Source organism: Georgenia thermotolerans, assembly GCF_009193185.1.
GTDB classification, from domain to species: Bacteria; Actinomycetota; Actinomycetes; order Actinomycetales; family Actinomycetaceae; genus Georgenia; species Georgenia thermotolerans.
In genome coordinates, this window is record NZ_VUKF01000013.1 from 16,177 (window position 1) to 39,184 (window position 23,008).

The 23,008-nt window shown below is 70.1% G+C and carries 23 protein-coding genes; 5 read left to right on the plus strand and 18 right to left on the minus strand.

The window, feature by feature from the left end:
* Positions 1-2: 2 nt before the first annotated feature.
* The 5 genes from GD970_RS07795 to GD970_RS07815 all read left to right on the plus strand — a co-directional run bounded on the left by GD970_RS07795 (position 3) and on the right by GD970_RS07815 (position 3,844).
* On the plus strand, positions 3-773 hold the full coding sequence (locus tag GD970_RS07795) for an SDR family NAD(P)-dependent oxidoreductase (RefSeq protein WP_152202330.1): 771 nt from the start codon (positions 3-5) through the stop codon (positions 771-773).
* Positions 770-1,525 carry an SDR family NAD(P)-dependent oxidoreductase gene (locus GD970_RS07800; protein ID WP_152202331.1) on the plus strand — a complete coding sequence of 252 codons (756 nt, stop codon included), beginning with the start codon at positions 770-772 and terminating at the stop codon, positions 1,523-1,525. Before GD970_RS07795 ends, GD970_RS07800 begins: the two co-directional genes overlap by 4 nt.
* 81 nt (positions 1,526-1,606) lie before the next feature.
* Positions 1,607-1,915: a muconolactone Delta-isomerase gene (locus GD970_RS07805; RefSeq protein ID WP_152202332.1), complete on the plus strand. Its 309-nt coding sequence runs from the start codon at positions 1,607-1,609 to the stop codon at positions 1,913-1,915.
* Between the two features lie 46 nt (positions 1,916-1,961).
* The gene (locus GD970_RS07810; RefSeq protein ID WP_152202333.1) at positions 1,962-3,005 is read left to right on the plus strand and encodes an NADP-dependent oxidoreductase; all 1,044 of its coding nucleotides are present in this window, start codon (positions 1,962-1,964) and stop codon (positions 3,003-3,005) included.
* Positions 3,006-3,043: 38 nt separating this feature from the next.
* Entirely contained in the window at positions 3,044-3,844 is an 801-nt protein-coding gene (locus GD970_RS07815; RefSeq protein ID WP_152202334.1) for an enoyl-CoA hydratase/isomerase family protein, read from the plus strand.
* 112 nt (positions 3,845-3,956) lie between these two features.
* Here GD970_RS07815 and GD970_RS07820 read toward each other — a convergent pair whose 3' ends face one another.
* The 18 genes from GD970_RS07820 to GD970_RS07905 all read right to left on the minus strand — a co-directional run bounded on the left by GD970_RS07820 (position 3,957) and on the right by GD970_RS07905 (position 22,901).
* On the minus strand, positions 3,957-5,357 hold the full coding sequence (locus GD970_RS07820) for a flavin-containing monooxygenase (RefSeq protein WP_170297155.1): 1,401 nt from the start codon (positions 5,355-5,357) through the stop codon (positions 3,957-3,959).
* Between the two features lie 285 nt (positions 5,358-5,642).
* Positions 5,643-6,032 (minus strand): ester cyclase, encoded by a 390-nt coding sequence (locus tag GD970_RS07825; RefSeq protein WP_152202336.1) that lies wholly within the window; start codon positions 6,030-6,032, stop codon positions 5,643-5,645.
* Between the two features lie 177 nt (positions 6,033-6,209).
* Positions 6,210-7,175, minus strand: a complete 966-nt coding sequence (locus GD970_RS07830; protein ID WP_152202337.1) for a cytochrome b/b6 domain-containing protein — start codon at positions 7,173-7,175, stop codon at positions 6,210-6,212.
* Positions 7,176-7,182: 7 nt separating this feature from the next.
* On the minus strand, positions 7,183-8,151 hold the full coding sequence (locus GD970_RS07835; protein ID WP_152202338.1) for an electron transfer flavoprotein subunit alpha/FixB family protein: 969 nt from the start codon (positions 8,149-8,151) through the stop codon (positions 7,183-7,185).
* A 14-nt stretch (positions 8,152-8,165) separates the two neighbouring features.
* Positions 8,166-8,939 carry an electron transfer flavoprotein subunit beta/FixA family protein gene (locus tag GD970_RS07840; protein ID WP_152202339.1) on the minus strand — a complete coding sequence of 258 codons (774 nt, stop codon included), beginning with the start codon at positions 8,937-8,939 and terminating at the stop codon, positions 8,166-8,168.
* A 117-nt stretch (positions 8,940-9,056) separates the two neighbouring features.
* On the minus strand, positions 9,057-10,253 hold the full coding sequence (locus GD970_RS07845) for an acetyl-CoA C-acetyltransferase (RefSeq protein WP_152202340.1): 1,197 nt from the start codon (positions 10,251-10,253) through the stop codon (positions 9,057-9,059).
* Positions 10,246-11,136, minus strand: coding sequence for an acyl-CoA dehydrogenase family protein (locus GD970_RS07850; protein ID WP_152202341.1), 891 nt, complete (start codon positions 11,134-11,136; stop codon positions 10,246-10,248). Before GD970_RS07850 ends, GD970_RS07845 begins: the two co-directional genes overlap by 8 nt.
* Positions 11,137-11,141: 5 nt before the next feature.
* Positions 11,142-12,281: an acyl-CoA dehydrogenase family protein gene (locus tag GD970_RS07855; RefSeq protein ID WP_211489652.1), complete on the minus strand. Its 1,140-nt coding sequence runs from the start codon at positions 12,279-12,281 to the stop codon at positions 11,142-11,144.
* Positions 12,282-12,362: 81 nt separating this feature from the next.
* Positions 12,363-13,481 (minus strand): ABC transporter ATP-binding protein, encoded by a 1,119-nt coding sequence (locus GD970_RS07860; protein WP_152202342.1) that lies wholly within the window; start codon positions 13,479-13,481, stop codon positions 12,363-12,365.
* Positions 13,478-14,287 carry an ABC transporter permease gene (locus tag GD970_RS07865; RefSeq protein ID WP_152202343.1) on the minus strand — a complete coding sequence of 270 codons (810 nt, stop codon included), beginning with the start codon at positions 14,285-14,287 and terminating at the stop codon, positions 13,478-13,480. Before GD970_RS07865 ends, GD970_RS07860 begins: the two co-directional genes overlap by 4 nt.
* Positions 14,284-15,180 (minus strand): ABC transporter permease, encoded by an 897-nt coding sequence (locus tag GD970_RS07870; RefSeq protein WP_211489653.1) that lies wholly within the window; start codon positions 15,178-15,180, stop codon positions 14,284-14,286. The genes GD970_RS07865 and GD970_RS07870 overlap by 4 nt, the downstream gene beginning before the upstream one ends.
* A gap of 58 nt (positions 15,181-15,238) precedes the next feature.
* A complete protein-coding gene (locus tag GD970_RS07875) occupies positions 15,239-16,333 on the minus strand; it encodes an extracellular solute-binding protein (protein ID WP_170297156.1) in 1,095 nt (364 codons plus the stop codon).
* A gap of 251 nt (positions 16,334-16,584) precedes the next feature.
* A complete protein-coding gene (locus GD970_RS07880; protein WP_152202345.1) occupies positions 16,585-17,559 on the minus strand; it encodes a cyclase family protein in 975 nt (324 codons plus the stop codon).
* Positions 17,556-18,386: an enoyl-CoA hydratase-related protein gene (locus tag GD970_RS07885; protein ID WP_152202346.1), complete on the minus strand. Its 831-nt coding sequence runs from the start codon at positions 18,384-18,386 to the stop codon at positions 17,556-17,558. The genes GD970_RS07880 and GD970_RS07885 overlap by 4 nt, the downstream gene beginning before the upstream one ends.
* Entirely contained in the window at positions 18,383-19,846 is a 1,464-nt protein-coding gene (locus tag GD970_RS07890; RefSeq protein WP_211489654.1) for a hypothetical protein, read from the minus strand. The genes GD970_RS07885 and GD970_RS07890 overlap by 4 nt, the downstream gene beginning before the upstream one ends.
* 93 nt (positions 19,847-19,939) lie before the next feature.
* Complete coding sequence (locus GD970_RS07895) at positions 19,940-21,307, minus strand: acetyl-CoA carboxylase biotin carboxylase subunit (RefSeq protein WP_170297157.1); 1,368 nt, start codon at positions 21,305-21,307, stop codon at positions 19,940-19,942.
* Positions 21,300-21,878: an acetyl-CoA carboxylase biotin carboxyl carrier protein gene (locus tag GD970_RS07900; RefSeq protein ID WP_226925223.1), complete on the minus strand. Its 579-nt coding sequence runs from the start codon at positions 21,876-21,878 to the stop codon at positions 21,300-21,302. The genes GD970_RS07895 and GD970_RS07900 overlap by 8 nt, the downstream gene beginning before the upstream one ends.
* 177 nt (positions 21,879-22,055) lie before the next feature.
* Positions 22,056-22,901 (minus strand): cyclase family protein, encoded by an 846-nt coding sequence (locus GD970_RS07905; protein WP_152202347.1) that lies wholly within the window; start codon positions 22,899-22,901, stop codon positions 22,056-22,058.
* Between the last annotated feature and the right edge of the window lie 107 nt (positions 22,902-23,008).

A 23,008-nucleotide genomic window follows, 5' to 3' on the forward strand; every position in this document is an offset into this window, starting at 1 on the left:
GCGTGGTAGCGGCCCGGGACCGGTTCCGGGGCAGAAGCGCGCTGGTCACCGGCGCGGGCGGCGACATCGGCTCCGCCGTCGCCGCCCGCCTCGCCGCGGAGGGCGCAAAAGTGACCCTCGTCGACCGCGACCGTGACGCGCTGGACGGCGTCGCCGCCGCCATCACTCGCGGCGGCGGCGATGTCCGGCCGTACCCGGCGGACGTCGCGGTAGAGGACGAGGTGGCGCAGGCGGTCGCCGCCGCCGTGACCTTCGGCGGCGGCCTGGACTGCGTCTTCAACAACGCGGGCGTCACCGGTCCCGTCGCCCCGGTGACGGAACTCGACCTCGCCGCCGTGGCACGCGTGCTCCAGGTCAACGTGCTCGGCGCCCTCGCCGTCGCCAAGCACACCCTCCCCCACCTGAAGGCCGGCGGCGTCCTCGTCCAGACGGGGAGCACCGCCTCCGTTGCCGGTGCGCCGCACCTGGCCCCCTACGTCATGTCCAAGCACGCCCTGCTCGGCCTGACGCGCGCGGCCGCGAAGGAAGTCGCCGGCCGGGGCGTCCGTGTGTGCGCTATCAGCCCGGGACCCGTGCAGGGCCGGATGATGGCCGGCATCGACGGCGGCCGCGAGCGAGCCGGCACCGAGCCGCCGCCGAACCCGCTCGCGTTGGACGGCGGCCGGTACGCGCGGGTCGGCGAGGTGGTCGACGCAGTGCTGTTCCTCCTGTCCGACGACGCCAGCTTCGTCAGCGGCTCGGCCCTCGTGGTCGACGGCGGGAGGCTCGCATGACGGACCGGCCGAACCTCCCCCTGGCCGGCAAGCGCTGCCTCGTCACTGGCGGCGGCACCGGGATCGGCGCCGCCTGCGCGGTCGATCTCGCGGGGCGCGGCGCGTCGGTCATGGTCGCGGACATCGATCACGCCGCCGCGACGTCGGTGGCTCGCTCGATCGGGGACCGCGCGGCGGCCTGCGCCATCGACGTGCGCGACCCGGCATCCGTGGCGGCCGCCGTGGATGCCACCGTCACCGCCCTCGGAGGGCTGGACGTCGCCGTCAACAACGCGGGCGTCGGCGTGCCGGTCGCCCGGGACACCGGGGACACCCCGGTGGACGAGTGGCGGCGCGTCCTGTCGGTCAACCTCGACGGCGTCTTCTACTGCCTGCGGGCGGAGCTGAACGCGATGCTCGCCGCAGGCGGCGGCTCGATCGTCAACATGGGGTCGGTCGGCTCGCTCGTGGGGTTGCCGGGGGCGTCGTCCTACACGGCCGCCAAGCACGGCATCCTCGGGCTGACTAAGGCGGCCGCCGCGGAGTACGCCGGCCGCGGGATTCGGGTCAACCTGGTCACCCCCGGGTACGTCGACACTACGATCTCCCCACGCACTCCGGAGCAGAAGGCGGCGCTGGCAGCGAAGCACCCGCTGGGCCGGCTCGCCCAGTCCCCAGAGGTCGCTACCGTGGTGTGCTTCCTCGCCTCCGACGAGGCGTCCTACGTCACCGGTGCCGAGTACACCGTCGACGGCGGGTACACCGTGATCTGACCGCCGCCCCCTCATCGGGCCACGACGGCACCCTCATCGCCATGCACGACCTGACGATCCCACGGACGGACGGACAAGCACTTGCTCTACCTCGTCGAGTCTCGGGTGGCTCCACCGGCGGAGATCACCCCCGAGGACTGGCAGCGCCTGGCGCAGGCTGAGAGTGACTACGGCATCCAGGCGCGCCGAGACGGCCACCTGCTCCACATCTGGCGGATCGCCGGGAGGTACGCCGCGATGAGCATCTGGGAGGCGGCGGACCATGACGAGCTCCACGCTCTCCTGTGCGGGCTGCCGCTGTTCCCCTACGCCGACCTCACCGTCACCGCCCTGGCGACGCATCCGTCGACCCTCAGGTGGGGCGCCATCCAGTCCGGACAGCAGACCTGAGGGCTGCCGCACCACGCCCCCTCGAAAACCTCACGCAAGGAGACGAATGCCCCACCTCTCGCCCGTGCCGACCATGTCCCGCGTGGTCACCCTCGCCCGGCGCCCGTCAGGCGTCCCGCAGCCCACCGACTTCAGCGTGGAGGAGGTCGAGCTGCCCCGGCTCCGAGAGGGCGACGTCCTCGTGTCGAACGAGTGGTTCTCGGTCGACCCCTCGATGCGGATCCGCCTCCACGGTGGCGACTCCGCGTACTTCGCGTCCTTCGCCGTGGGCGCCCCTCTCGAGGGATGGGCGGTCGGCAGGACGGTCGCCTCCGAGCACCCGAACTTCCAGGTCGGGGACTACGTCTTCCACAGCGCCGGCTGGCGCGAGCACGCCGTCGTCGCGCCCACCGCCGACGCATGGACGTCGCCACGGGTGGTCGATGTGTCGCGGTCGCGTCCGCCGCAGACGTATCTGGGCGCGCTGGGCCCCAGCGGGCTCACCTCGTGGGCCGGGTTGCTGCACGTGGCCGAGCTGCGCGAGGGGGACGTGGTCTACGTGTCCGCCGGGGCGGGCGCCGTGGGCACCTTGGCGGTGCAGATCGCCCGGCTCAGGGGACACCGCGTGATCGCCAGCGCCGGGAGCGCGGACAAGGTCCGCTTCCTCACCGACGTGCTGGGAGCCGACGCCGCCTTCTCCTATCGCGACGGGGACCTCTCCGACCAGCTCGCCACCCACGCCCCGGGTGGCATCGACGTGTATTTCGACAACGTCGGCGGCGACCACCTGGACGCCGCCCTTGCGCATCTGAACCCCGGCGGCCGTGTCGCGCTGTGCGGGTCCATCTCCAGCTACAACGAGACCGGAGCCTCGCAGCCCGCGGTGCGGAACCTCTTCCGGGCTGTGGAGAAGGGGCTGACGCTGCGGGGCTTCCTCGCGCGGATGTTCGCCGACCGGCGCGAGGAGTTCCAGCGCGACCTGCACTCGTGGCTCGAGTCGGGCTCGATCCGCTTCCCCGAGACCATCGTCCGAGGGCTCGATGCCGCTCCCGCGGCGTTCACCGGGCTGTTTTCCGGGCAGAACCTGGGCAAGACGCTCGTGCAGCTGTGACCCCGGGACAAGATCCGCCGAGCGAAGGAGGCTCCACCATGCCGCCGTTCTGGTCCACCGCTACGGAGAACGGGGTCGTCGTCGCCCGGTACCGCAACCCACCGGTGAACTACTACACCGACGTCGCGCTCGGCGAGCTCGACGCCCTGGTGGACGGCCTGGCGACCGAGTCGGTCCGGGCGCTCGTGCTCGCTGGGGGCACGCCCGGCACCTTTGTCACCCACTTCAGTCCCGAGGAAATCCTCGCTGGCATCCGCGACCGTGAAGCCCTGGTGCGCGCCGGCGCCGTCCGCAGCGGGCGGGCGAACCGGCCGCTGGGCAGGCTCGCCGAGCTACCCTTCCCGGTGATCGCGGCGATGAACGGCGACACGATGGGGTTCGGCTACGAGCTCGCCCTCGCGTGCGACCTTCGGGTCGGCCAGCGCGGCAACTATCGCTACGGCCTGCCAGAGGTGCGGCTGGGTGTGGTGCCCGGGGCCGGCGGCATGCAGCGGCTCACGCGGCTGGTCGGCCTGGGACGCTCGCTCGACATGGTCCTGCGCGCCCGCGTCTTCACGCCCGAGGATGCCTACGAGCACGGCCTGGTCGACGAGCTTGCCGACGACGCGCTGCGCACTGCCGTGGCGATCGGTCGTGAGATCGCGGCGCTGCCGCCCGTGGCGGTGGCAGCGGCAAAACGAGCACTGCACGCCGGCGCCGACGCCCCGCTCACCGCGGCACTGGTGCTCGACGGTGACGCCAACGTCCGCGCCAAGGGCGGTGCCGAGGTCGTGGAGGTGCTGACCGAGTACGTCGGGCTCCCACCCAACCGGCGCCGGGAGTGGCTAGAGCGCCGGTAGCGGCAAAGCCCGAGGTCCCGGTCACCGAGCCTGCGCACGGTGACCGGGACCTCGGGGACGTCCACGCCGTCGCCCTGACATGACGCGCGACGTGGCCGGCGTGGCGTGGACGCTAGGACGACGCCGCTAGTACCGGTGCTTCGTTCTTCGCGGGCAGACGGCTGTAGAAGTCGTCCTCGGGCGAGGTCGGCATCTCGATGCCGAACCGGTTCTGCATCTCCTCGGTCATCGCTAGGAGTTTCTCCATGTCGTACTGGTTGATGTTGCGGTGCGTCTTGACGAGGTTGTCGTTCTTCAGCACCGGCTTGTAGCTCATGATTTCGTCCACGAACTCTTGGCCCTCGCCGGTCATCAGGCGTTTCGCATCCCACGCCGCGATCTGGATCAGCCGGTCCCAGGTGAAGTAGGTGAGCCCGGGGAAGTGGACCGCACCGGCGGCGTACAGGCCCTCGACCTTGCTCGACATGGTGCCGAGGTGGAACGCGGGCGAGTCTTCCACCCAGTCCACCAGCTCCGGGTCCAGCCACGGGATGTCAAAGACGTATCCGGTCGCGCAGATGATGACATCCACCTCGGCGGACGTGCCGTCGACGAACTCGACGGTCTTGCCGCTGACCGACTTCACGTCCTGGTGCGGCTCGAGGTGCCCGTGCGCGATCTGGTACAAGACCTGGTCGTTCATGACGAAGTGCGTAGCACCGACCTCGTGGTCCGGCTTCTGCAGGCCGAAGTCGCTCAGGTCGCCGACGCTCTCAAGCGCGAGCTGCATCGCTTCCGCAGGAGTCAACTCTTCGAGCGGCGTCACGTTCTGCGGGACGCGGCCGGCGCGGCTGAGGATCTGAAGGATCGGCTGACCGAAGACCAGCTTGGGAAAGAACCAGTAGCCGCGGCGGGTCGAGAGATGTGCTGCCTCACCGGCGACGGCGGCGTCGCACACGATGTCGACGCCGCTGTTTCCGGCGCCGATGACCAGGACACGCTTGCCGACGATCTGCGAGACGCTCTTGTACTTTCGGCTGTGGTAGACCTCACCCTCGAAGTCCTCCAGGCCCTTGATCTCGGGCATGTACGGAGTGCGCTGCAGGCCACAGGCCCAAACCACCCCGCGGTACATCGCCTGCTCACCGTCCGAGGTCTCGACGACCCAGCGCTGTCCGTTCTCGGTCTCGACCGGGCGCGCGTTCGTCACCTCTTTGCCGAAGGTCACCGACCCCTCAAGGTCATGGTCGCGCGCGAAGGCTTGGATGAAGTCGCGAACGTGGCGCCAGGTCGGGAAGACCGGATAGTCCTCCGGCATCGGGTACCCCACGAATGCGCTGCTGACCCGGTCGGAGATGAAGTTGCACGATTCGTACACCGGGCTCTCGGGGTTGTCGATGTTCCAGATGCCGCCTATCGCGTCATGACGCTCGAGGATGTCGAAATCGAGCCCTGCGCGCTTGAAAGCGCGAGCTGCGATCAGTCCGTTCGGTCCGGCGCCGACGATGGCGAAGCGGTTTTCCAAGTTCTTCATCGAACTACTCCTAGTCAAGGCTTCCGTCTGGTTTGAATCAGGAGATACGAACAGGCCCACGGTGGCCGCAGCGTCGCATCGAGGAAGGAGGTGCCCCTCGTTCGCGCCCTGCTGCGCCAGCACACTGCACATGGCACGTGAAGACGCATCGCTCTCACCGGTCGAGACCGTGCCTGGTCCGACTGCTTCCGGTCGCGCTCAGACACCGAAGCAGTGCACGTCGGACAGGGTGCGGGCCCCTCGGCCTTGTCGGTGAGACGTCGAGGGGCCCGATTTCCCGCTGCGTCAGCCGAAGTCCTGGTAGTCGACCAGGCGACCCTCGGCGAACGTCATGAAGGTGGCGAGCTCGAGGGCGATCAGCTTGCCCTTCTCTCCGAACCCGGGGACGTCCGCCAGCGGCGTCCCGCCCCATACGTGACGAATGACGACAGAGTCAGGCGAAACCTGCTTGATCAGCGAGCGCTTGCTGAATCCCTTGTCCGGGAGGATCGCCGTGAAGTCGCGCATCATCTGGATCGCCGGCCGGCTGCCGCTGTTGTCGACGCCGCGCGGGAAATGACGCATCCGCACGTTCTCGTCCAGCAGCTCCTGGAGGGAGTCGTAGTCCCCGGTGTTGTAGGCCTCCACGTACCGGTCGGCAAGCTTCTCAAGGTCCGTTGCGGGCGCGATGCTCATATTGCTCCTTTGCAGTCTCGTCGTCGAGATGAACCAACCAATCGTCTGGTCAGTCTAGTGGGGGGCGCGAGGAAGTCAATGGCGGTTGCATCAGGTCGAACGATCTCGAGCGGATTCTCGCACCGTCAGAGGATTCGCCGACCACAGTGCCATCGGAGCCGCCACCGTCTGGTGCGGCTAGCGCGTGACCTTCCCCGTCAACGATGCGACGGGGCCGATGAAGAGCGGCCGGGCGAGGACCCACCCAACGGCCATGACGACCAGCGAGCCGGCGAAGTACCAGAAGCCCACCCAGCTGTCGCCGTCGTTCGCGGCGTACATGTGGTTGAGGTTGCGCAGCGCGCCGCTGGCGAGCACGAGCGTCACGTGGACGATCACGAAGCCCACGAAGTAGAGCATCACCGGGAAATGGACGGCCCGCGCGAGCTCGACGGGGTAGACGCGGTTGAGCCTCGTCGCGTCCTTCGGCCACGCCCCGGACATCCGGATCCCGGTCGCGATGGCGAGCGGCGCGGCGACGAAGACGGTGACGAAGTACGCCAGCTGCTGCAGGGCGTTGTAGTTCACCCAGCCGTTCTCGGTGGGCCAGGCGAGCGAGGCGTACTGGATCGCGACGGAGAGCGCGTTCGGGAAGACCTCCCAGCTGGTCGGGACGATGCGCATCCACTGCCCGGTCGCGAACAGCAGGACGTAGAACACGATGCCGTTGAGCACCCACAGGGCATCGAGGCTGAGGTGGAGCCACAGGTTCAGGCTGATCTTGGTCGGTGCGTTCCGGGTGCGGAACCGCCCGGTGTTGCTGCGGGTCCAGTGTCCCTGGGGCCGCTTGGTGGCCCGCACCAGCCAGCCCGTACGCACGATCAACAGCAGGAAGAAGGCGTTGAGGAAGTGCTGCCAGCCCAGCCACGCTGGGAAACCGACCGGGGCACCCTGTGGCAGGTCGTACTCGCCGGGGTAGTCGCTCAGGAACGCGGCGACGGCGGGGACGTCGCGCAGCCACCGCGCCAGGAGCACGAGGCCCACAAGCGCGGCGAGCGCCGCCGGGACGACCTTGAGCAGGAGGGACAGCCGGGAGGAGCCGCCGCGCGGTCTGCCCTTCGACCCCGTCGTCGGCGCCTGCTTGTTCTTGGTCAGCGTCGGCATGGTTCCGTCACTTGCCTCGCGCCTCGATGGCGTCGATCAGCTGGGGGACGACGTCGAAGACGTCGCCCACGACCCCGAAGTCGGCAATGTCGAAGATCGGCGCGTCCTCGTCCTTGTTGATCGCCACGATGGTCCCCGCGGTCTGCATGCCGGCGCGGTGCTGGATCGCCCCGGAGATCCCCAGTGCCACGTACAGCTGCGGCGAGACGGTGATCCCGGTCTGGCCGACCTGGTAGGACTGGGGCACGTAGCCGGCGTCGACGGCCGCCCGCGAAGCGCCCACCGCACCGCCCAGGGCGTCGGCCAGCCGCTCGACCAGCTCGAAGTTCTCCTGCGAGCCGAGCCCGCGCCCGCCGGAGACCACCGTGGTCGCCGCGCCCAGGTCCGGCCGGCTCGATGCGACCGCCGCGGTGACACGGTCGATCGCCGCCGCGCCCGCCGGGTCGACGTCGAGCGGGACCCGCACGACGGTCGCCTCTGCCGGGGACGGCTCGCCCTCGATCGCACCTGGACGGATGGTGACGATGGGCAGGCCCGCCTGCGCCGTCGACTCGACGACGTAGGCCCCGCCGAACACGGAGTGGGTGGCCCGCACCGCGTCACCCTCGGCACGGACGTCGACGACGTCGACCAGGAGCGCGCCGCCCGTGCGCACGGCCAGCCGGGCCGCAGTATCGCGGCCGGTGACCGAGTGGGCGAGCAGCACCGCGGCCGGCTCGAGCGCGGCGACGGCGGACATCACCGCCTCGACCTGCGGCTTGATGAGGACGGTGCCGACCTGGTCGCTCTCGACCAGGTAGACCTGTTCGGCGCCCAGGTTGCCGAGCTGCTCGACGAGAGCGTCGCCGTCGCCGGGCCGGGTGACGACGACCGCCACGGGCGTGCCGAGGCGACGAGCCGCGGAGAGCAGCTCCGGGGCGGTGCTGCGCAGCCCGCCCGAGGCGGACAGCTCGATCAGCGTCAGGATGTGTGCCATCGGAAGTTCCTCCGTCAGATCAGGCGGGCCGCGGCCAGGAAGTCGGCGAGCTCGGCGCCGGCGGTGCCCGTGTCGACGATCTTCGTGCCGGCCGCGCGCGGGGGTCGCTCACTGGTCGAGACGACGGTGGTGCGGCTCGCGGACGCGGTGGCCTGGCCATCGAGGTCCGTGAGCGTGAGGACCTCGAGCGGCTTCCGCTTGGCCGTCATGATGCCCTTGAAGCTGGGGTACCGCGGCTCGGCGGCACGCTCGGTGACCGAGAGCACGGCGGGCAGCGGGGCACGGACCTCCTCGGTGCCGTCATCCCCGGCCCGGACCCCGGCCACCTCGTTGCCGGTGATCTCGACCGCGTTCAGGAAGGTCAGGTGCGGCACGCCGAGGTGCTCGGCGACCATCGCGGGGACCATGCCGCCGCGCCCGTCGGTGGACTCGTTGCCGGCCACCACCAGGTCGAAGCCGGTCCTCCGCAGTGCGGCGGCGAGCACCGCCGAGGTGCGGGCGACGTCGGATCCGCGCAGGTCGTCGTCCTGGACGAGGACCGCGGAGTCCGCCCCCATCGCCAGTGCGCGCCGCAGCGCGGCGACCGTGGTGTCCGGGCCCATCGACAGCGCGACGACCTCGGTCCCCTTGTTCGCGTCCTTGTGGCCGAGCGCCACCTCCAGGGCCCGCTCGACGATCTCGTCGATGACGGGCTCACTGGCCTCGCGGTCGACCCGTCCGGTGGTCAGGTCCAGTGCGCGCTCGCCCCCCGTGTCCGGGACCTGCTTGACCAGCACGATCAATTTCACGTCGTCCACTCCCTCGGCGCGTCTGGCACCTCGTCCTTGCGGTGCTGGCGGGTCGTCCCCGCGTCGGGATCGAGTACAGCACCTGATTCACGATTAGTCAAACGACCGTTTGATTGATCAACTGAGCCGTTCGAGGACCATAGCCATGCCCTGCCCGCCGGCGACGCACATGGTCTGCAGGCCGATCCCCTTGTCGTGCCAGCGCAGGGAGTTCAGCAGGGTGGTGGTGATCCGGGCACCTGACATGCCGAACGGGTGCCCGAGCGCGATGGCCCCACCGTTGACGTTGACCTTCTCCAGCGGGACGCCGAGGTCCTCGTAGCTCGGGATGACCTGCGCGGCGAAGGCCTCGTTGATCTCCACGAGGTCGAGGTCGTCGACGCTCATGCCTGCTGCGCGCAGGGCGCGCCGGCTCGACTCGACCGGGCCGAGCCCCATGATCTCGGGCGACAGGGCGGAGGCGGCCGTGGACACGATCCGGGCGAGCGGGGTGATGCCGAGCTCGCGTGCGCGGACGTCACTCATGATGACGAGGGCGGCCGCCCCGTCGTTGAGGGGACAGGCGTTCCCCGCTGTCACCCGGCCGCCCTGCCGGAACACCGGGTCCAGCGCGGCGAGCTTGTCCAGCGAGGTCCCCGGCCGAGGGCTGTCGTCCCGCGCGAGGACCGTGCCGTCCGGAAGCGTCACCGGTGTGATGTCGACGTCCCAGAAGCCCTCCTCCTGCCGCTGGGCCGCGAGCGTCTGGCTGCGGAGGGCGAACTCGTCCATCCGTTCCCGCGAGACGCCGAGGAGGGAGGCGACGTTCTCGGCCGTCTCCCCCATCGAGACGAACACGTCAGGCACCCGGCCCTGCGTGCGCGGGTCGGTCCAGGTGCCGTTGCCGGGCTCCGCCGGCGCGAACATCGGGTGACGCTCCGCCGGCGTCGGATCGGGACTTCTCTCCCCGATCCGGGAGACCATCTCGACCCCGAGGGAGAGGAAGACGTCCCCATCCCCGGCGCGGATGGCCTGGGCCGCCATGCGGGTGGTCTGCATGCTGGAGGCGCAGTACTTGTTCACGGTGCAGCCCGGCAGGCCGTCCAGCCCCAGCATGACCGCGAGCACCCGGGCGAGGTTCCCGCCCTGCTCGCCGGCCGGGAGCCCGGTGCCGAGGAAGACCTCATCGATCGTGTGGGGGTCCAGCTGCGGGACCGCCGCCAGCGCGGACCGGGTGATCTGCGCCAGGACGTCCTCCGCCCTCAGGTCGACCATGGACCCCTTGAAGGCACGCCCGATCGGTGAGCGGACCGCCGCGACGATGACCGCCTCAGGCATGGTTCGCGCCCAGACCGGTGACCAGCTCACGAGCCATCAGCATGTGACGCAGGTAGAAGTGCAGACCCATCTCCCAGGTGAACCCGAGACCGCCGTGGACCTGCATGGCGATCTCCGCGGCCTCGACGGCGCGGTCGACCGCGAACCCGGCGCTCCGGAACGCCGCGTCCTCCTCCTGGCTGGCCCGGATCACCGCGGTCTCGGCCAGCTCGACGGCGATCAGCGCGTTTGCGAGGTGGTGCTTGACGGCCTGGAACGACCCGATGGGCCGGCCGAACTGCTCCCGCTCCTTCGCGAAGGCCACCGCGTCGTCAAGCAGACGCCGGGCCGCACCGGCCGCCTCGGCCGCCAGGACGACGGCGACCTCCCGAGCCGCCACCGCGGAGAGCGTGGTCCGGATGGGGGCCACGACGCCCCGCATGGTCAGGGCGAGCTCGTCGGCCTCGCCGTCCGGGACCGCGGCGAGGTCGTCGGAGCCCGCTCCCAGGCCCAGCGCCACGCGGATGCCCTCGTGCTGCCCGAAGGGGACGTAGGAGACGTCCTCCGGCTGCAGGGACGACGGCAGCGCGTACGTCACCGGGCCGTCGGCCTGCCGCGCCGCCGCCGAGTGCCGCTTGGCCAGGATGGTCGGCAGGAGCGGGAGCTGGACGCAGCTGTAGCCCCAGGCAAGGGCCACCTCGACGAGGTCGCGCAACGTGGCGCCATCCTCGTCCTCGGCGATGCCGATCTCGTCCCACCCGCCGTCGGCGAGGTCCGCCCACGCCAGGGGCGGCGCCCCCTCGGCGAAGGTGGCGATGTTGGCACCGTTGGTCGCGCGGTCGAGGACGTCGCGGATGGCCTCGGCGCCCAGCTCCCCGATCTCACCGGCGGTGGTCGTGATCATCGTGCTCATTTCGGCAGCCCCAGAACTCGCTCGGAGATGATGTTGCGCTGGATCTCGTTCGTACCCGAGTAGACGCTCACGGCCCGGGACTCGAGGTACTGGTAGCGCCAGTGCTCCCGGTCGGTCGGGAGCGCGGCCTTGATGCCGAGCCGGGTGACGTCCTGCCACAGCTCGCTCCACATGACCTTCAGGATCGAGACCGCCCGCCAGAAGGTGGCGTCCTCCCGCGGTGCCCGGTCGATGACCTTGAAGAGCTGCCAGCGCAGCAGCTCGGTGCGCACGTCCAGGTCGCTGAGCTCGTTCGCCAGGTCGGGCCGGTCCCGGCAGGTGCGCAGGAGGAGGTCGACGTCGGCGCGGATCTCGACGTAGCGCGACGCGGTCTCGGCGCCTCCGCGCTCGTCGCCGAGCACGCGCATGGCGACCTTCCAGCCCCCGCCGTCCTCACCGACCCGGTCGCTGTCCGGGACGAAGACGTTCTCGAACTGCACCTCCGCGAAGTGGACGGCGCCCGAGATCTGTTTGATGTCGTTGACGGCGACACCCGGCTGGTTCATGTCGACCAGCAACATGCTGAGGTTGCGGTACCGCGGCGCGTCGGGCTGGGTCACGGCCAGCACGAAGCAGTGGCTGGCGTGCTGGACGAACGAGGTCCAGGTCTTGCGGCCGTTAACCAGGTAGCCGCCCTCGACGCGGGTGGCGCGGGTCTGGACGCCGGCGAGGTCCGAGCCGGCCCCCGGCTCGGAGAAGCCCTGGCACCACACGTCCTCCCCGCTGAGGATGGGGCGCAGGTACTTCGCGCGCTGTTCCTCGGTGCCGCTCGCGATCAGCATGGGAGCGGTGAGGATCTTGCCCACGCGCGCCAACCCGTCTGGCGCCTGGGCCTTCGCGGCCAGGACGGCGAAGACGACTTCCTCCGCCAGGCCGAGTCCCTGCCCGCCGAACTCGCGCGGGATGGTGATACCGGCGAACCCGCCGCGCCACAACTGCCGGTCCCACTCGCGGCGGATCGCGTCGGACTCCTCGGGGCTCAGGCTGCCCCGGTGCTTGCGCCACCGGGCCGGCACGTTCTCCTCGAGCCATGCCCGCGCCCTGTCGGCGAAGGCCTGGATCTGCTCAACTTCCTCGGTCACCTGCTCGGTGATCACTTGCAACCCCTCCTCGCGATCATGCTCAGTTCTGTCGGCGGTGGACCGTGCCCGGGACACCGGGGCAGGTCCGCGTCAGGCTCAGTCGGCCGGGACCAGGACGGCCCGCTCGGGACGCCACGCGAAGCTGACGGCGGCGCCGGACGCCAGCGGGGCGTCCCCGGACTCCGTCGCGCGCACGACGCCGATGCTGCCGTCGGCGAACGCGACGGAGATCCGCCGGCTGGCGCCGAGGTAGACGTCGTCGATCACCCGGGCGGGCATCGACACGTGCCCGTCGGGCACCGCCCACCCCTCGGGCGCGACGACGGCGTTCTCCGGGCGGATCACCAGGGCCCCGGCGCCCTGCACGGGCGTGGGGCTGACCGGTGCGGGCAGGGCCTGTCCGGCGTAGTCCAGGGCCGCTGCACCGCCCTGGCGCGTGACCGGGCCCGCGAAGATCGTCGACTCCCCCAGGAACTTCGCCACGAAGAGGGACTCGGGCCGGGCGTACAGGTCCTGCCCGGTGCCCACCTGCTCGATGCGCCCGTCCCTGAACACCGCGATACGGTCCGACAGCGCGAGGGCCTCCTCCTGGTCGTGCGTGACGAGGATGACGGTGCTGCCGAGGTCGCGGTGGATCCGGCGCAGCTCGGCCTGCATCGACTCGCGCAGCCCCCGGTCCAGAGCGCCGAGCGGCTCGTCCATGAGCAGCAGGCCGGGCTCGAAGACGATCGCCCGGGCGAGGGCGACCCGCTGCTGCTGGCCGCCGCTGAGCTCGGCAGGCCGGCGGCCGCCGTACCCGGCCAGCCGCACGATCTCCAGGGCGGCCTCGACCCGCTCGTCGCGCTCCCGCTTGGGCACTCTCCGCTGCCCCAGCGGGAACGCGATGTTCTGTGCCGCCGTCATGTGGGGGAAGAGGGCGTAGTTCTGGAACACCATCCCGATGCCGCGCTTCCGGGGCGGGACCTTCGCGATGTCGACGCCGTCCATGAGGATCGACCCCGCATCCAGCTCGGTGAACCCGGAGATGGTGTTGAGCGTGGTCGTCTTGCCGGAGCCGGAGGGGCCGAGCAGCGTCATGAACTCGCCAGGCTCGACGTCGAGGGAGACGTCGTCGATGGCGGTCTGGCTGGCGTACCGCTTGCGCAGCCCCCTCAGGACGAGGCGCGATCCCTTGCCGTGGATGGTCCCGGCGGGAGCCTGTTGCGTGAGTGTCATCGCGCGGCCTTACCTTTCATGAGACGGAGCCGACCGGAGACTCCCCACGCACCGAGCAGGAGCACGGCCGTGGTGATGGCGAGGACGATCGTCGAGGCCGCCGCGATGGTGGGGTCGGTGTCGCTAACGACGCTGACGTACATCCGGACGGGCAGGGTCTCGAGGAACGGCGACTTGATGAAGAGCGAGACGAGGATCTCGTCGAACGAGGTGACGAACGCGAAGAGCGCACCTCCCAGCACACCAGGCATCACGAGGGGCAAGGTCACGCTGCGGATCACGGACCAGCGCGTCGCCCCGAGGATGACGGCGGCACGTTCGAGGTTGGGGTCGACCGAGGCCAACGTCGCCGACACCGAGACCAGGACGTACGGCAGCCCCAGCGCGGCGTGGGCTAGGACGAACGCCCCGGTTGTCCCCACGATGCCGAACTTGAGGAACGCCGTGTAGACGCCGATGGCCAGGACGATGCCGGGCACGACGATCGGGGACAGCAGGATCGCGCGGACCCCGGCGACGGCGCGCGCCCTGGTCCACTTGACTAGGCCGAGCGCGGCCATGGTGCCCGCCACGGTCGCCACCGCCGCAGAGAGCACGGCGATCAGGAGCGAGCGCTGCAGGGACCCGTACCAGGCGGAGTCCTCGAAGAACTCGCGATACCACCGCAGTGACCAGGACTCCGGCGGGAAGACGAACGACGCCTTGCCGGTGAAGCTCATGGGGATGACCACGAGCGTCGGGAGGATGAGCAGCAGGGCAACGAAGAAGCCGATGAGCTTCACCGTGAGGTGGCTGGGACGCCTCATCGCCGGCCTCCGATCCGACCGAGGAGCCGGCCGGCTCCGACCACCGCTGCCACCAGGACCATGGCCGAGATGATGAGCAGCATGGACATCGCGCCGGCGCGCCCGAGGTTGCCCAGGGAGCTGGCCTGCGTGTATATCGCGTTGCCGATCATCGCCGTCGAGGGCGAGCCCAGCATCTGCGGCAGGACGTAGAACCCGAGGGTCAGGATGAACACCACGAGGGAGCCGGCCTGGACGCCCGGGAGGGACAGGGGGACGAAGACCCGGAAGAAGGCGACGCTGCGGCGCGCCCCGAGGCTCTCGGCCGCCTGCATGAGCCGCGGGTCGACGGTCCGGATGCTGTTGTAGAGGGGAAGGATCATGAAGGGCAGCAGCACCTGCACCAGGCCGATCTGGACGGCGAGCTGGGTGCGCAGGAGGCCTTCGCCACCCAGGAAGGGCAGCAGGGTCGAGACGGGTCCCCCGGACTGCAGGAGGATCACCCAGGCGAAGATCCGGACCAGCCCGCTCACCCAGAACGGGATGAGCGTGATCACCAGCAGCGCGGTGCGCCACCGGGGGCTGACGAGCACCATCAGGTAGGCGTAGGGGTAGCCCAGGGCCAGCGCCATGACCACGGTGAGTGCCCCGGTGAGGAGCGTCTGCCGGAGGATGTCGATGTAGACCGGGTTCTCGGCCAGCCACCGGAAAGCGCTTTGCCCCTCGTCCTGCGCGGTCAGGGCGCTCCACGCGCTGGTCAGCAGCGGGTACGCGACGACCAGCACCGCCAGGATCACGCCCGGCACCACCATGGCGATGGACACCCAGGTGCTGCTCCGGCGCTTGGCCGGTTCCGCGTCGAGCACCCGCTGGCGGCGGCCTGGAGCCGCGGTGATTTCGGTCAAAGCGACCATGGGTACCTCTCTCGTCCGGGGTGGGCCGCGCGGACGCGGCCCACCCCTCGCCGTGGTCCTACTGGGAGACCCAGGTGGTCCAGCGGTCGGTCAGCGTGGCCTGGTTCTCGACCCAGAAGTCGATGTCGACCCGGTTGGCGTTGAAGCGCTCGTCGAGCACGTTGACGGCGTCGGCCGCCTCGCTGAGCTCGACGTCCGTCTCGCGGTTCATCGACGGGTAGGCGGTCTCCGTCTGCCAGAGCTCCTGCTGCTCCTTGCCCAGGAAGTAGTTGATCGCGGCGTGGGCGAGGTCGACGTTCTTGCCGCCCTTGGGGATGCCCCAGTAGTCGATCCGCAGCTGCGGCGGCGCCTCGTCGGAGAGCGCCCACTGCCCGCCGTTGTCGATGATCGTGTAGACCCGACCGGACCAGCACAGGCAGGCGACGATCTGGTCGCTCTCCATCATCTGCTGGGACTCCGACCCGGTGGTGTAGAACAGAAGGTCGTCGCGGATGGAGTCGTACTTCGCGAGCGCGCGGTCGACGTCGAGCGGGTAGAGGTCGTCCACGGCGACGCCGTCACCGAGGAGACCGATCTCGAGCTGCAGCTGCGGGATGGCCGAGTAGATTGCCCGCTTGCCCGGGTAGTTCTCGGTGTCGAAGAACCGCTCCCACGTCATGTCGTCGGCACCGGCGAACGCCTCGGTGTTGTAGGCTAAGGACCAGCCGTTCGCGTTCATCGGGACGCCGCACTCCACGAGCGGGGCGACCTCTGGCAGGTTGCTGGTGTCGATCTTCGACGTGTCGATCTTCTCCACGAGCGTCCCGCACAGCTCGGGGTCGTTGGCGACCACGTCGCTGAGCACGACGAGGTCCCAGCTCACCTGGCCCGACTCCACCTGCGCCTGGATCTTCGCGAGCTCCGGAGGCCCGTCAGGCGCATAGTTCGCGCCCACGATCTCGGCGAAGTCCTTGAGAATGGCGTCCTGTGCCTCCTGGCTCGTCCCGCCGTGACCGGAGAACGCGAACTTGCTGCCCTTGAACGCATCGGGCGTCGCCTCGCCGGCGACGACCGGTCCGGTGCTGCCACCGGCGGGCTGGTCGTCCGCCTTGTCCTCCGCCGCGCCGCTCGCACAGGCGGCCAACATGAGTGCCGCGCCGACCCCCAGCGCCACGGCACTCCTTGCCTTCTTCATCACCATGAGAGATCGCCCTCGTCGTTGAGTTCCGGCGCGACGCCTGCGTCGCTGCCTCGGCCTTGCAACCAATCGGTCGTTTGGTTGCCGTGTCCGGACCATATTCAGGTCTCTGCGAGATGTCAACGGCCCCACGTCCCGGCCGTGGACACCGCCGACCGCGAGCGACTGGCGCCGGGGAGCGACCCTGCGTTCGGACGCCACCACGGCGCAGATGCGCCAGGAGGCGGCTAGAGGATCGCCATCGCGTTGGCGGTCGAGCTCACCGCGCCCTGGACGTGCAGCGGCACGGACACGAAGAAGAACTCCCACCGTCCGAGCCCGGCGCAGCGCTCGGCGAGGCGGTCGAGCTCGAGCAGCTCCATCAGCGGCACGCCCAGCGCGGGCAGAAGCCGCCGGTGCAGCGAACCGAGCCGCGGGTCACCGGGGCCGTTCTCCACGGCCGGGTTGTCGCTGCCGACCAGCGCGAACCGACCGTCCCAGACGAGCTCGGCCATGCCCGCGTGGGCGGCCAGGCCGTTCCACCCGGTGTGCGCCGTGCGCTGCTCCGGGTCGAGCGCGAGGTACCGGCCGACCCAGCCCGTCCGGACGAGCACGATGTCGCCCGGACGCAGCCGCACCTCCTGGTGCTCGGCGGTCGCCTGCAGCTCCTCGGGCTCGTAGCCCGCTCCCTCGAACGGCTCCGAGGGACGCCCCGTCTCTCGGTGGAACCGCTCGACGTCGAGCAGCACGCCTCGGCCGCTGATGCCTCGGCGGGCCCAGTGATGCATGCCGAGCCGACTGCGTGCCGCGGCCAGGTCGGTCTCGCCGCCGTAGTACCCGAACTCGCGGGCGCGGACGTGCGCCAGGCCGTCGAGCTGGGAGGACGCCTGGGGGTTGAACGTGCTCAGCACGTCCTCGCACTCGTTCCGCCCGGTCTGCAGCACCTGGTGGTCGAGCTGCTTGCGGCCGAACAGCGGCGGGTCGAACGCGTCGACGGGCAGGTTCAGGGGGATGGTCTCGCCGGTGGTGACTAGCCCGGCGGCCGCCGCCACCTCCGCCGGCCCCGCGAAGGAGAGGGTCCCCTCCTCCGGGGGTAGCAGCCCCCAGGAATGGCGGATGTCCAGCGCCCCGAGCGCGGGGAGGTCTCGGTAGGCGGGGAGCTGGCGTGCCGATCCCTGGTTGGGTGCGGCGGTCGGGACGTCGTCGAGGGTTCGGCTGCTCATGGGGCGTCCTCGGCGTTGAACCGGGCGATCGCACCCTTCAGCCCGTACGTCTTGATCGACTCCTGGTACGCCTGCACCTCCGGCGTCAGGTGCAGCAGGGCGTCGGTCTCGGCGCCCATCCGCGCATAGGTCAGCAGCCCCTGCAGCTCGGCGGCGCGGTTGATCGCCTCCTTCTTGAGACGGAGCAGCGGCGCCGGGGTGCGCGCGATCGAGTGAGCGGTGCGGGCGACGTGCTCGTCGAACAGCTCTGGCGGCACGGACTCCGCGGCCCAGCCCCACTCCGCCGCCTGCTTGCCGGAGATCTTCCGTCCGGCGTCGAAGGACATGAGCTTCGCCCGCTTGGGGCCGACGAGGTGCACCCACAGGGGCGAGAGGTAGCCGCCGCCCAGCGGCAGCGCCGGCGAGGCCATGATGGTCGCGTCGTCACTGACGATGGTGATGTCGGCCAGCGAGGCGAGCTGGGTGGCGCCGGCCACGCAGTAGCCATGCACGGCGGCGATCACCGGCTGGGGGTGCCGCCAGACCTGGGTGAACCGCTCGATGTTGGACACGAGCCGGTCCCGGTCCTCCACCGGGGTGCGCTCGGCGGCGTAGCCGACCTCCGCGGAGTCGGCGGCGACGTCGTACCCGGCGCTGAAGGCCCGGCCCGCGCCGCGGATGACGACGACCCGGTTGTCCGACGCCGCGAGGTCGGCGAGAACGGCCTCCAGCTCGTCGAGCATGGCGTCGTTCATCGCGTTGAGGCGCTCCGGCCGGTTCAGCGTGACCCAGGCGACGTGGCGCTCCCGCTCGAGCAGGACGGTCTCGTTGCTGACGTCCACGGTCATCGCTTGCTCACCTTCACGCTGTACTCCGGCGTCGAGACGGCGAAGGAGGTGCTGCCGCCCGGGTCGGCGATCAGGTCGGTGATCGCGTTGACGATGTTGCTGGCGCTGCGGCGCGGGTCGGTCCGGATCGGGCCCTTGGCCAGCATCGCGTCGACCTCCTCGTCGGACATCATGAAGCGCAGGAGCAGCTCCTCGTCGGAGATGCCCGCGGGGAAGTTCTTGCGAATCTCGGTCAGCGACGGGTCGGGCCGGGTCCAGTCCGCGAACTGCTTGGCGCGCGGGGTGGAGAGGATCCGGTCGAGCACGTCGGGCGCGATCGGGGACGGCAGGGGACCGTAGTGGCCGAGCGCGTAGTGGACGACCTCGTCGGGGACCATGCTGTACGGGTCGCCCGTGATGATGTTCAGGACCGCCTGGATCCCGACGAACTGAGAGAAGGGCGTCGCCATGATCGGCGAGCCGAGGTCGATGCGCACCTGCGGGATCTCGGCCAGCACCTCGGGCAGCTTGTCCCCCATCCCGTGGCGCTCGAGCTGGTTGATGAGGGTGCCGGTCATGCCGCCGGGCAGCTGGTGGTCGTAGATGCGCGGGTCGAACTCCGCGGGCACGCCCAGCGGGTGGTTGCCCGCCTGGGCCGCCCGGGTGAGCGCCTCGGCGACCGGCGCGAACGTCGAGGTGTCGAGCCCGTGCGTGTGGCCCATGTGCTCGATGATCGCCACCATCATCTCCGTGGAGGGCAGCGACGCCCCGTTGGCGAGCGGCCGCGAGGCGGTGTGCAGCCGGTTGAAGCCGCTCTCGACCGCGACGACGTAGTTGTGTTGGGCAAGCCCGGTGGTGTTGTGCGCGTGCATCTCGAGGGGCATCTCCCCCACCGCGGCCCTGATCGCCGGGAGCAGCGTCCGCGCACGTTCGGGCTTGAGCACGCCGGCGGCGTCCTCGACGTAGATGGACTCCACGCCCTCCCACGTGGCCATTTCGCGGGCGCGGTCAGCGAAGAACGCGTCGTCGTGCACGTCGGTTAGCCCGTACATGATCGCCGGCACCGGCTGACCGCCCGCGTCACGGACCACATTTACCATGTGCCGCATGGTCGGCATGTCGAACAGGCAGTCATAGAGCCAGAAGCTCGTCGCCCCGTGCTTGATGAGCGTCTGGATCCAGAGGTCCAGGATCGCCTGGGGCGTGGGGGCGAACCCCACGGCGCTGATGGTCCGAAGGCCGGAACGCAGCTCGTTACCGGGAAGGTTCTTCACCTGGAAGTCCAGGGTGGCCCAGGGGTCGTCGTAGTACTCGCGCAGCAGCACGGTGAACATGCCGGCGCCCGTGAGGTCGATGGTCCGGTAGCCGGCCCGTGCGAGGTGGGGTAGAGCCTCGGCGCCCTCGTAGGCACGCATCCGCATGCCCCACAGGCTCTGCTGCCCGTCGCGGAGGCTCTGGTCGACGAAATCGATGTGCATCATTGTCTCCTTGCGTGGCGGGCCGGCCGCTTCGCCGGTCCCGCGGTCACAGCCGGGCTCGCTGCCGCGGGCAGCGCGGATTGGGTGGTGGCACGGTCACGAGGGCTGCCAGGCGGGAAGGAACCGCTCCTCGATCCACTTGGTCGTGATGGGCCGAGTGGCGAACTCGTCGTCGGCCATGATCGCCCGATGGACGTCGACCGTGGTCTTGATGCCGGTGATGGCGACCTTGTCCAGCGCGCGGGACATCAGGCGCACGGCCTCGTCGCGCGACTCTGCATGCACGATGAGCTTGGCGACGAGGGAGTCGTAGTACGGGCTGACCCGGGCGCCGGGGTGGGCGTAGGTGTCCACCCGGATCCCCGCGCCCTGCGGCACGGTCCACTCCTCGATCGTCCCTGGGGTTGGCGCGAAGTTGTTCTGCGCGTCCTCGGCGTTGATCCGCACCTCGATGGCATGGCCGCGGAAGTAGACGTCATCCTGGGTGAAGGACAGCGGTTCACCGCGGGCGACGCGCAGCTGCTCGCGGACGATGTCGATCCCGGAAATCATCTCCGTGACGGGATGCTCGACCTGCACGCGGGCGTTCACCTCGAGGAAGATGAACGCGCTCTTCTCCACGTCGACGAGGAACTCGACCGTTCCCGCGCCGACGTAGTTCAGCGCCCGGGCGAGGTCGACCGCAGCCTGGCGGATCTGCTCGACCAGTGCGGCTGGCAGACCCACGCTAGGGGCCTCTTCGACGATCTTCTGGTAGCGACGCTGGGCCGAGCAGTCCCGCTCGCCCAGGTGAACGACGTTCCCGTGGGTGTCGGCGATGACCTGGACCTCGATGTGCCGGGCGTTCTCGATGTACGGCTCCATGTAGACGGTGCCGTCACCGAACGCCCGCTCGGCCTCGTTGCTCGCTCGCGTGAAGTGTTCGAGGAGGTCCTCGGGCTTCCGGATGATGGTCATCCCCCGGCCGCCACCACCGGCCGAGGCCTTGAGCAGGAGGGGGTAGTTGTCGAGCGCCTCGGCGGCGTCGATCGCCTCGTCGACGGTGCGCAGCCCGGTGGTTCCCCGGCCGGTGGGGATCCCGACAGACTCGGCGACCTCCCGCGCCCCGAGCTTTGAGCCGGCTCGGCGCATGACGTCTGCCGGTGGGCCGACGAATGTCAGTCCGTACTCCTCGCAGGCGTCCACGAGCTCGGGGCGCTCGGAGAGGAACCCGTACCCCGGGTGGACGGCGTCCGCGTCGGCGTAGGTCGCTGCGGCGATCACCCGGTCGATCGAGAGGTAGCTCTCGATCGCGGGTGCGGGGCCGACGACGACGACTCGGTCGGCCAGCCGTGCGGCCAGGGTGTCGCGATCGGCGTCGGAGACGACGAGGACGCTCTCGAGCCCCTCGTCGAAGCACGCCTTGACCACGCGCACCGCGATCTCCCCGCGGTTGGCTACCAGGACCCGGCGCATCTCAGGCATCCGGCTGGATCGTGAACAGCGGCGTGCCGTGCTCGACGCCTGCGGCGTTGTCCAGATGGACCGCAGTGACGACGCCCGCAACGTCCGAGCTGACGTTGCTCATGAGCTTCATGATCTCGATGATGCAGAGGGTGTCCCCCACCTCGACATGATCACCGACCTCCGCGAACGGTGCGGCGCCCGGCTCGGGCGAGCGCCAGAAGACCCCCACGCTCGGCGACGTGATGACGTGCCCCTCCTGGGTCGCGGGCCCAGCGCTCGGGGCGGCGGGGGCGCCGGCGGGGTGCGCGGGCGCGGCCGCCGGTGCCGGGACCGGCGCGGCCGCCAGTGCCTGTGCTGCGGCGGGTGCGGGTGCCCCGGCGGGCACTGCCGCAGGTGCCGCACCGTGCGCTGCGGACGCATGGCCGTTCTGCTCCGCGAGCGTCGCACCGTTGCGCGCAACCGCGATCCGCACGTCACCGACGACCACCACCGCCTCGTCCCAGGCGGACTCCTGCAGAGTCTCGACGATGTTCTTGATATCTGCTGACGAGAGAGACAACCTTGGCTTCCTTTGCAGATCGTGGCGCAAGCGGCGACGGAATCAAACAATCGGTTGGTCGAATGCTAGCCGGTTCAGTACTGCACCGCAAGGGACGCTGAGCCCAGGTGAGTGCCTCCTGTTCCCTCCGCGCGGACGCTACTCCGGCGCGGGGAACCGGCCCTCACCGCGCGAAGGGACGGACCTCACCTCACGAGCGGGCGGACCTCACCGGGCAAAGGCGAGCGGCCGGATCGGCGAGCCGGTGCCGCCCTTGATTCGCAACGCGGCTGCGGTGAAGAAGAATTCGTACACCCCGTCGGCCGCCAACCCCTCCAGGTTGACCGACTCCATGATGGGGACTCCTTGCTCGACGAGCAGATGCACGTGCACGTCGAGCGCCGGGACGCTCACGTGTGGCTTGTGCTCGAAGTTGACGGTGTCGGACCCGACCGCTCGGACGCCACGCTCGGTCAACCAGCGCGCTCCGGAGAGCTTGACCCCCGGCAGACCGGTGGCGAGCCCGAGGTACCGGTCGCTGTCCTCCCAGTACCGCATCCAGCCGGTCCGGAAGAGCACGATCGACCCAGGACCGGGCGTCTCCCGGTTGTCGAACCAGGACTGGAGCTCCTCGGCGCCGAAGCCGTCGGCCGGCGTCATCTCCCGGCCGAACAAAGCCGGGCCGTCCACCAGGTGGCCCGGCCCTACAAGGGGAGGCAGCTCCTCTACCGAGCCAACCTCGACACCGGCATGCGGGGTCTGGCGCTCCGCGACGGGGCGGCCGCCGTAGATACAGCCGTCGAGCGAGATGTGTCCCGGCGCGTCGACGTGGGTGCCCACGTGGGCCCCCATGGTGAGCAGCTCCATCGCCGACGAGATGCCGCCCGGGTACGGATGCTCACCGTGCTTCTTGACGAGGGTGTAGGAGTAGGGCGGGTGCGCCGGGTGGTGGGTCATCCCGTGCTCGAGCCGTACCGCGAGGTCGTAGGTCCGCTCGCTTGGCTCCTGCGGCCAAGCGGTCTCGCCTGACCACGTCTTGCCGCCCCAGTTGACGGCGACATCCTGTTGCGTCATTTCAGTTCCTCTCCTGGCGTCTTTTTGGCACGCGCCCCTGGTTGTGTCTCGGGGGCGGCGTCACGGTCGTCGCGCTCTGGGCCTCGTGGCGGTCGTCTTCTTCGCCG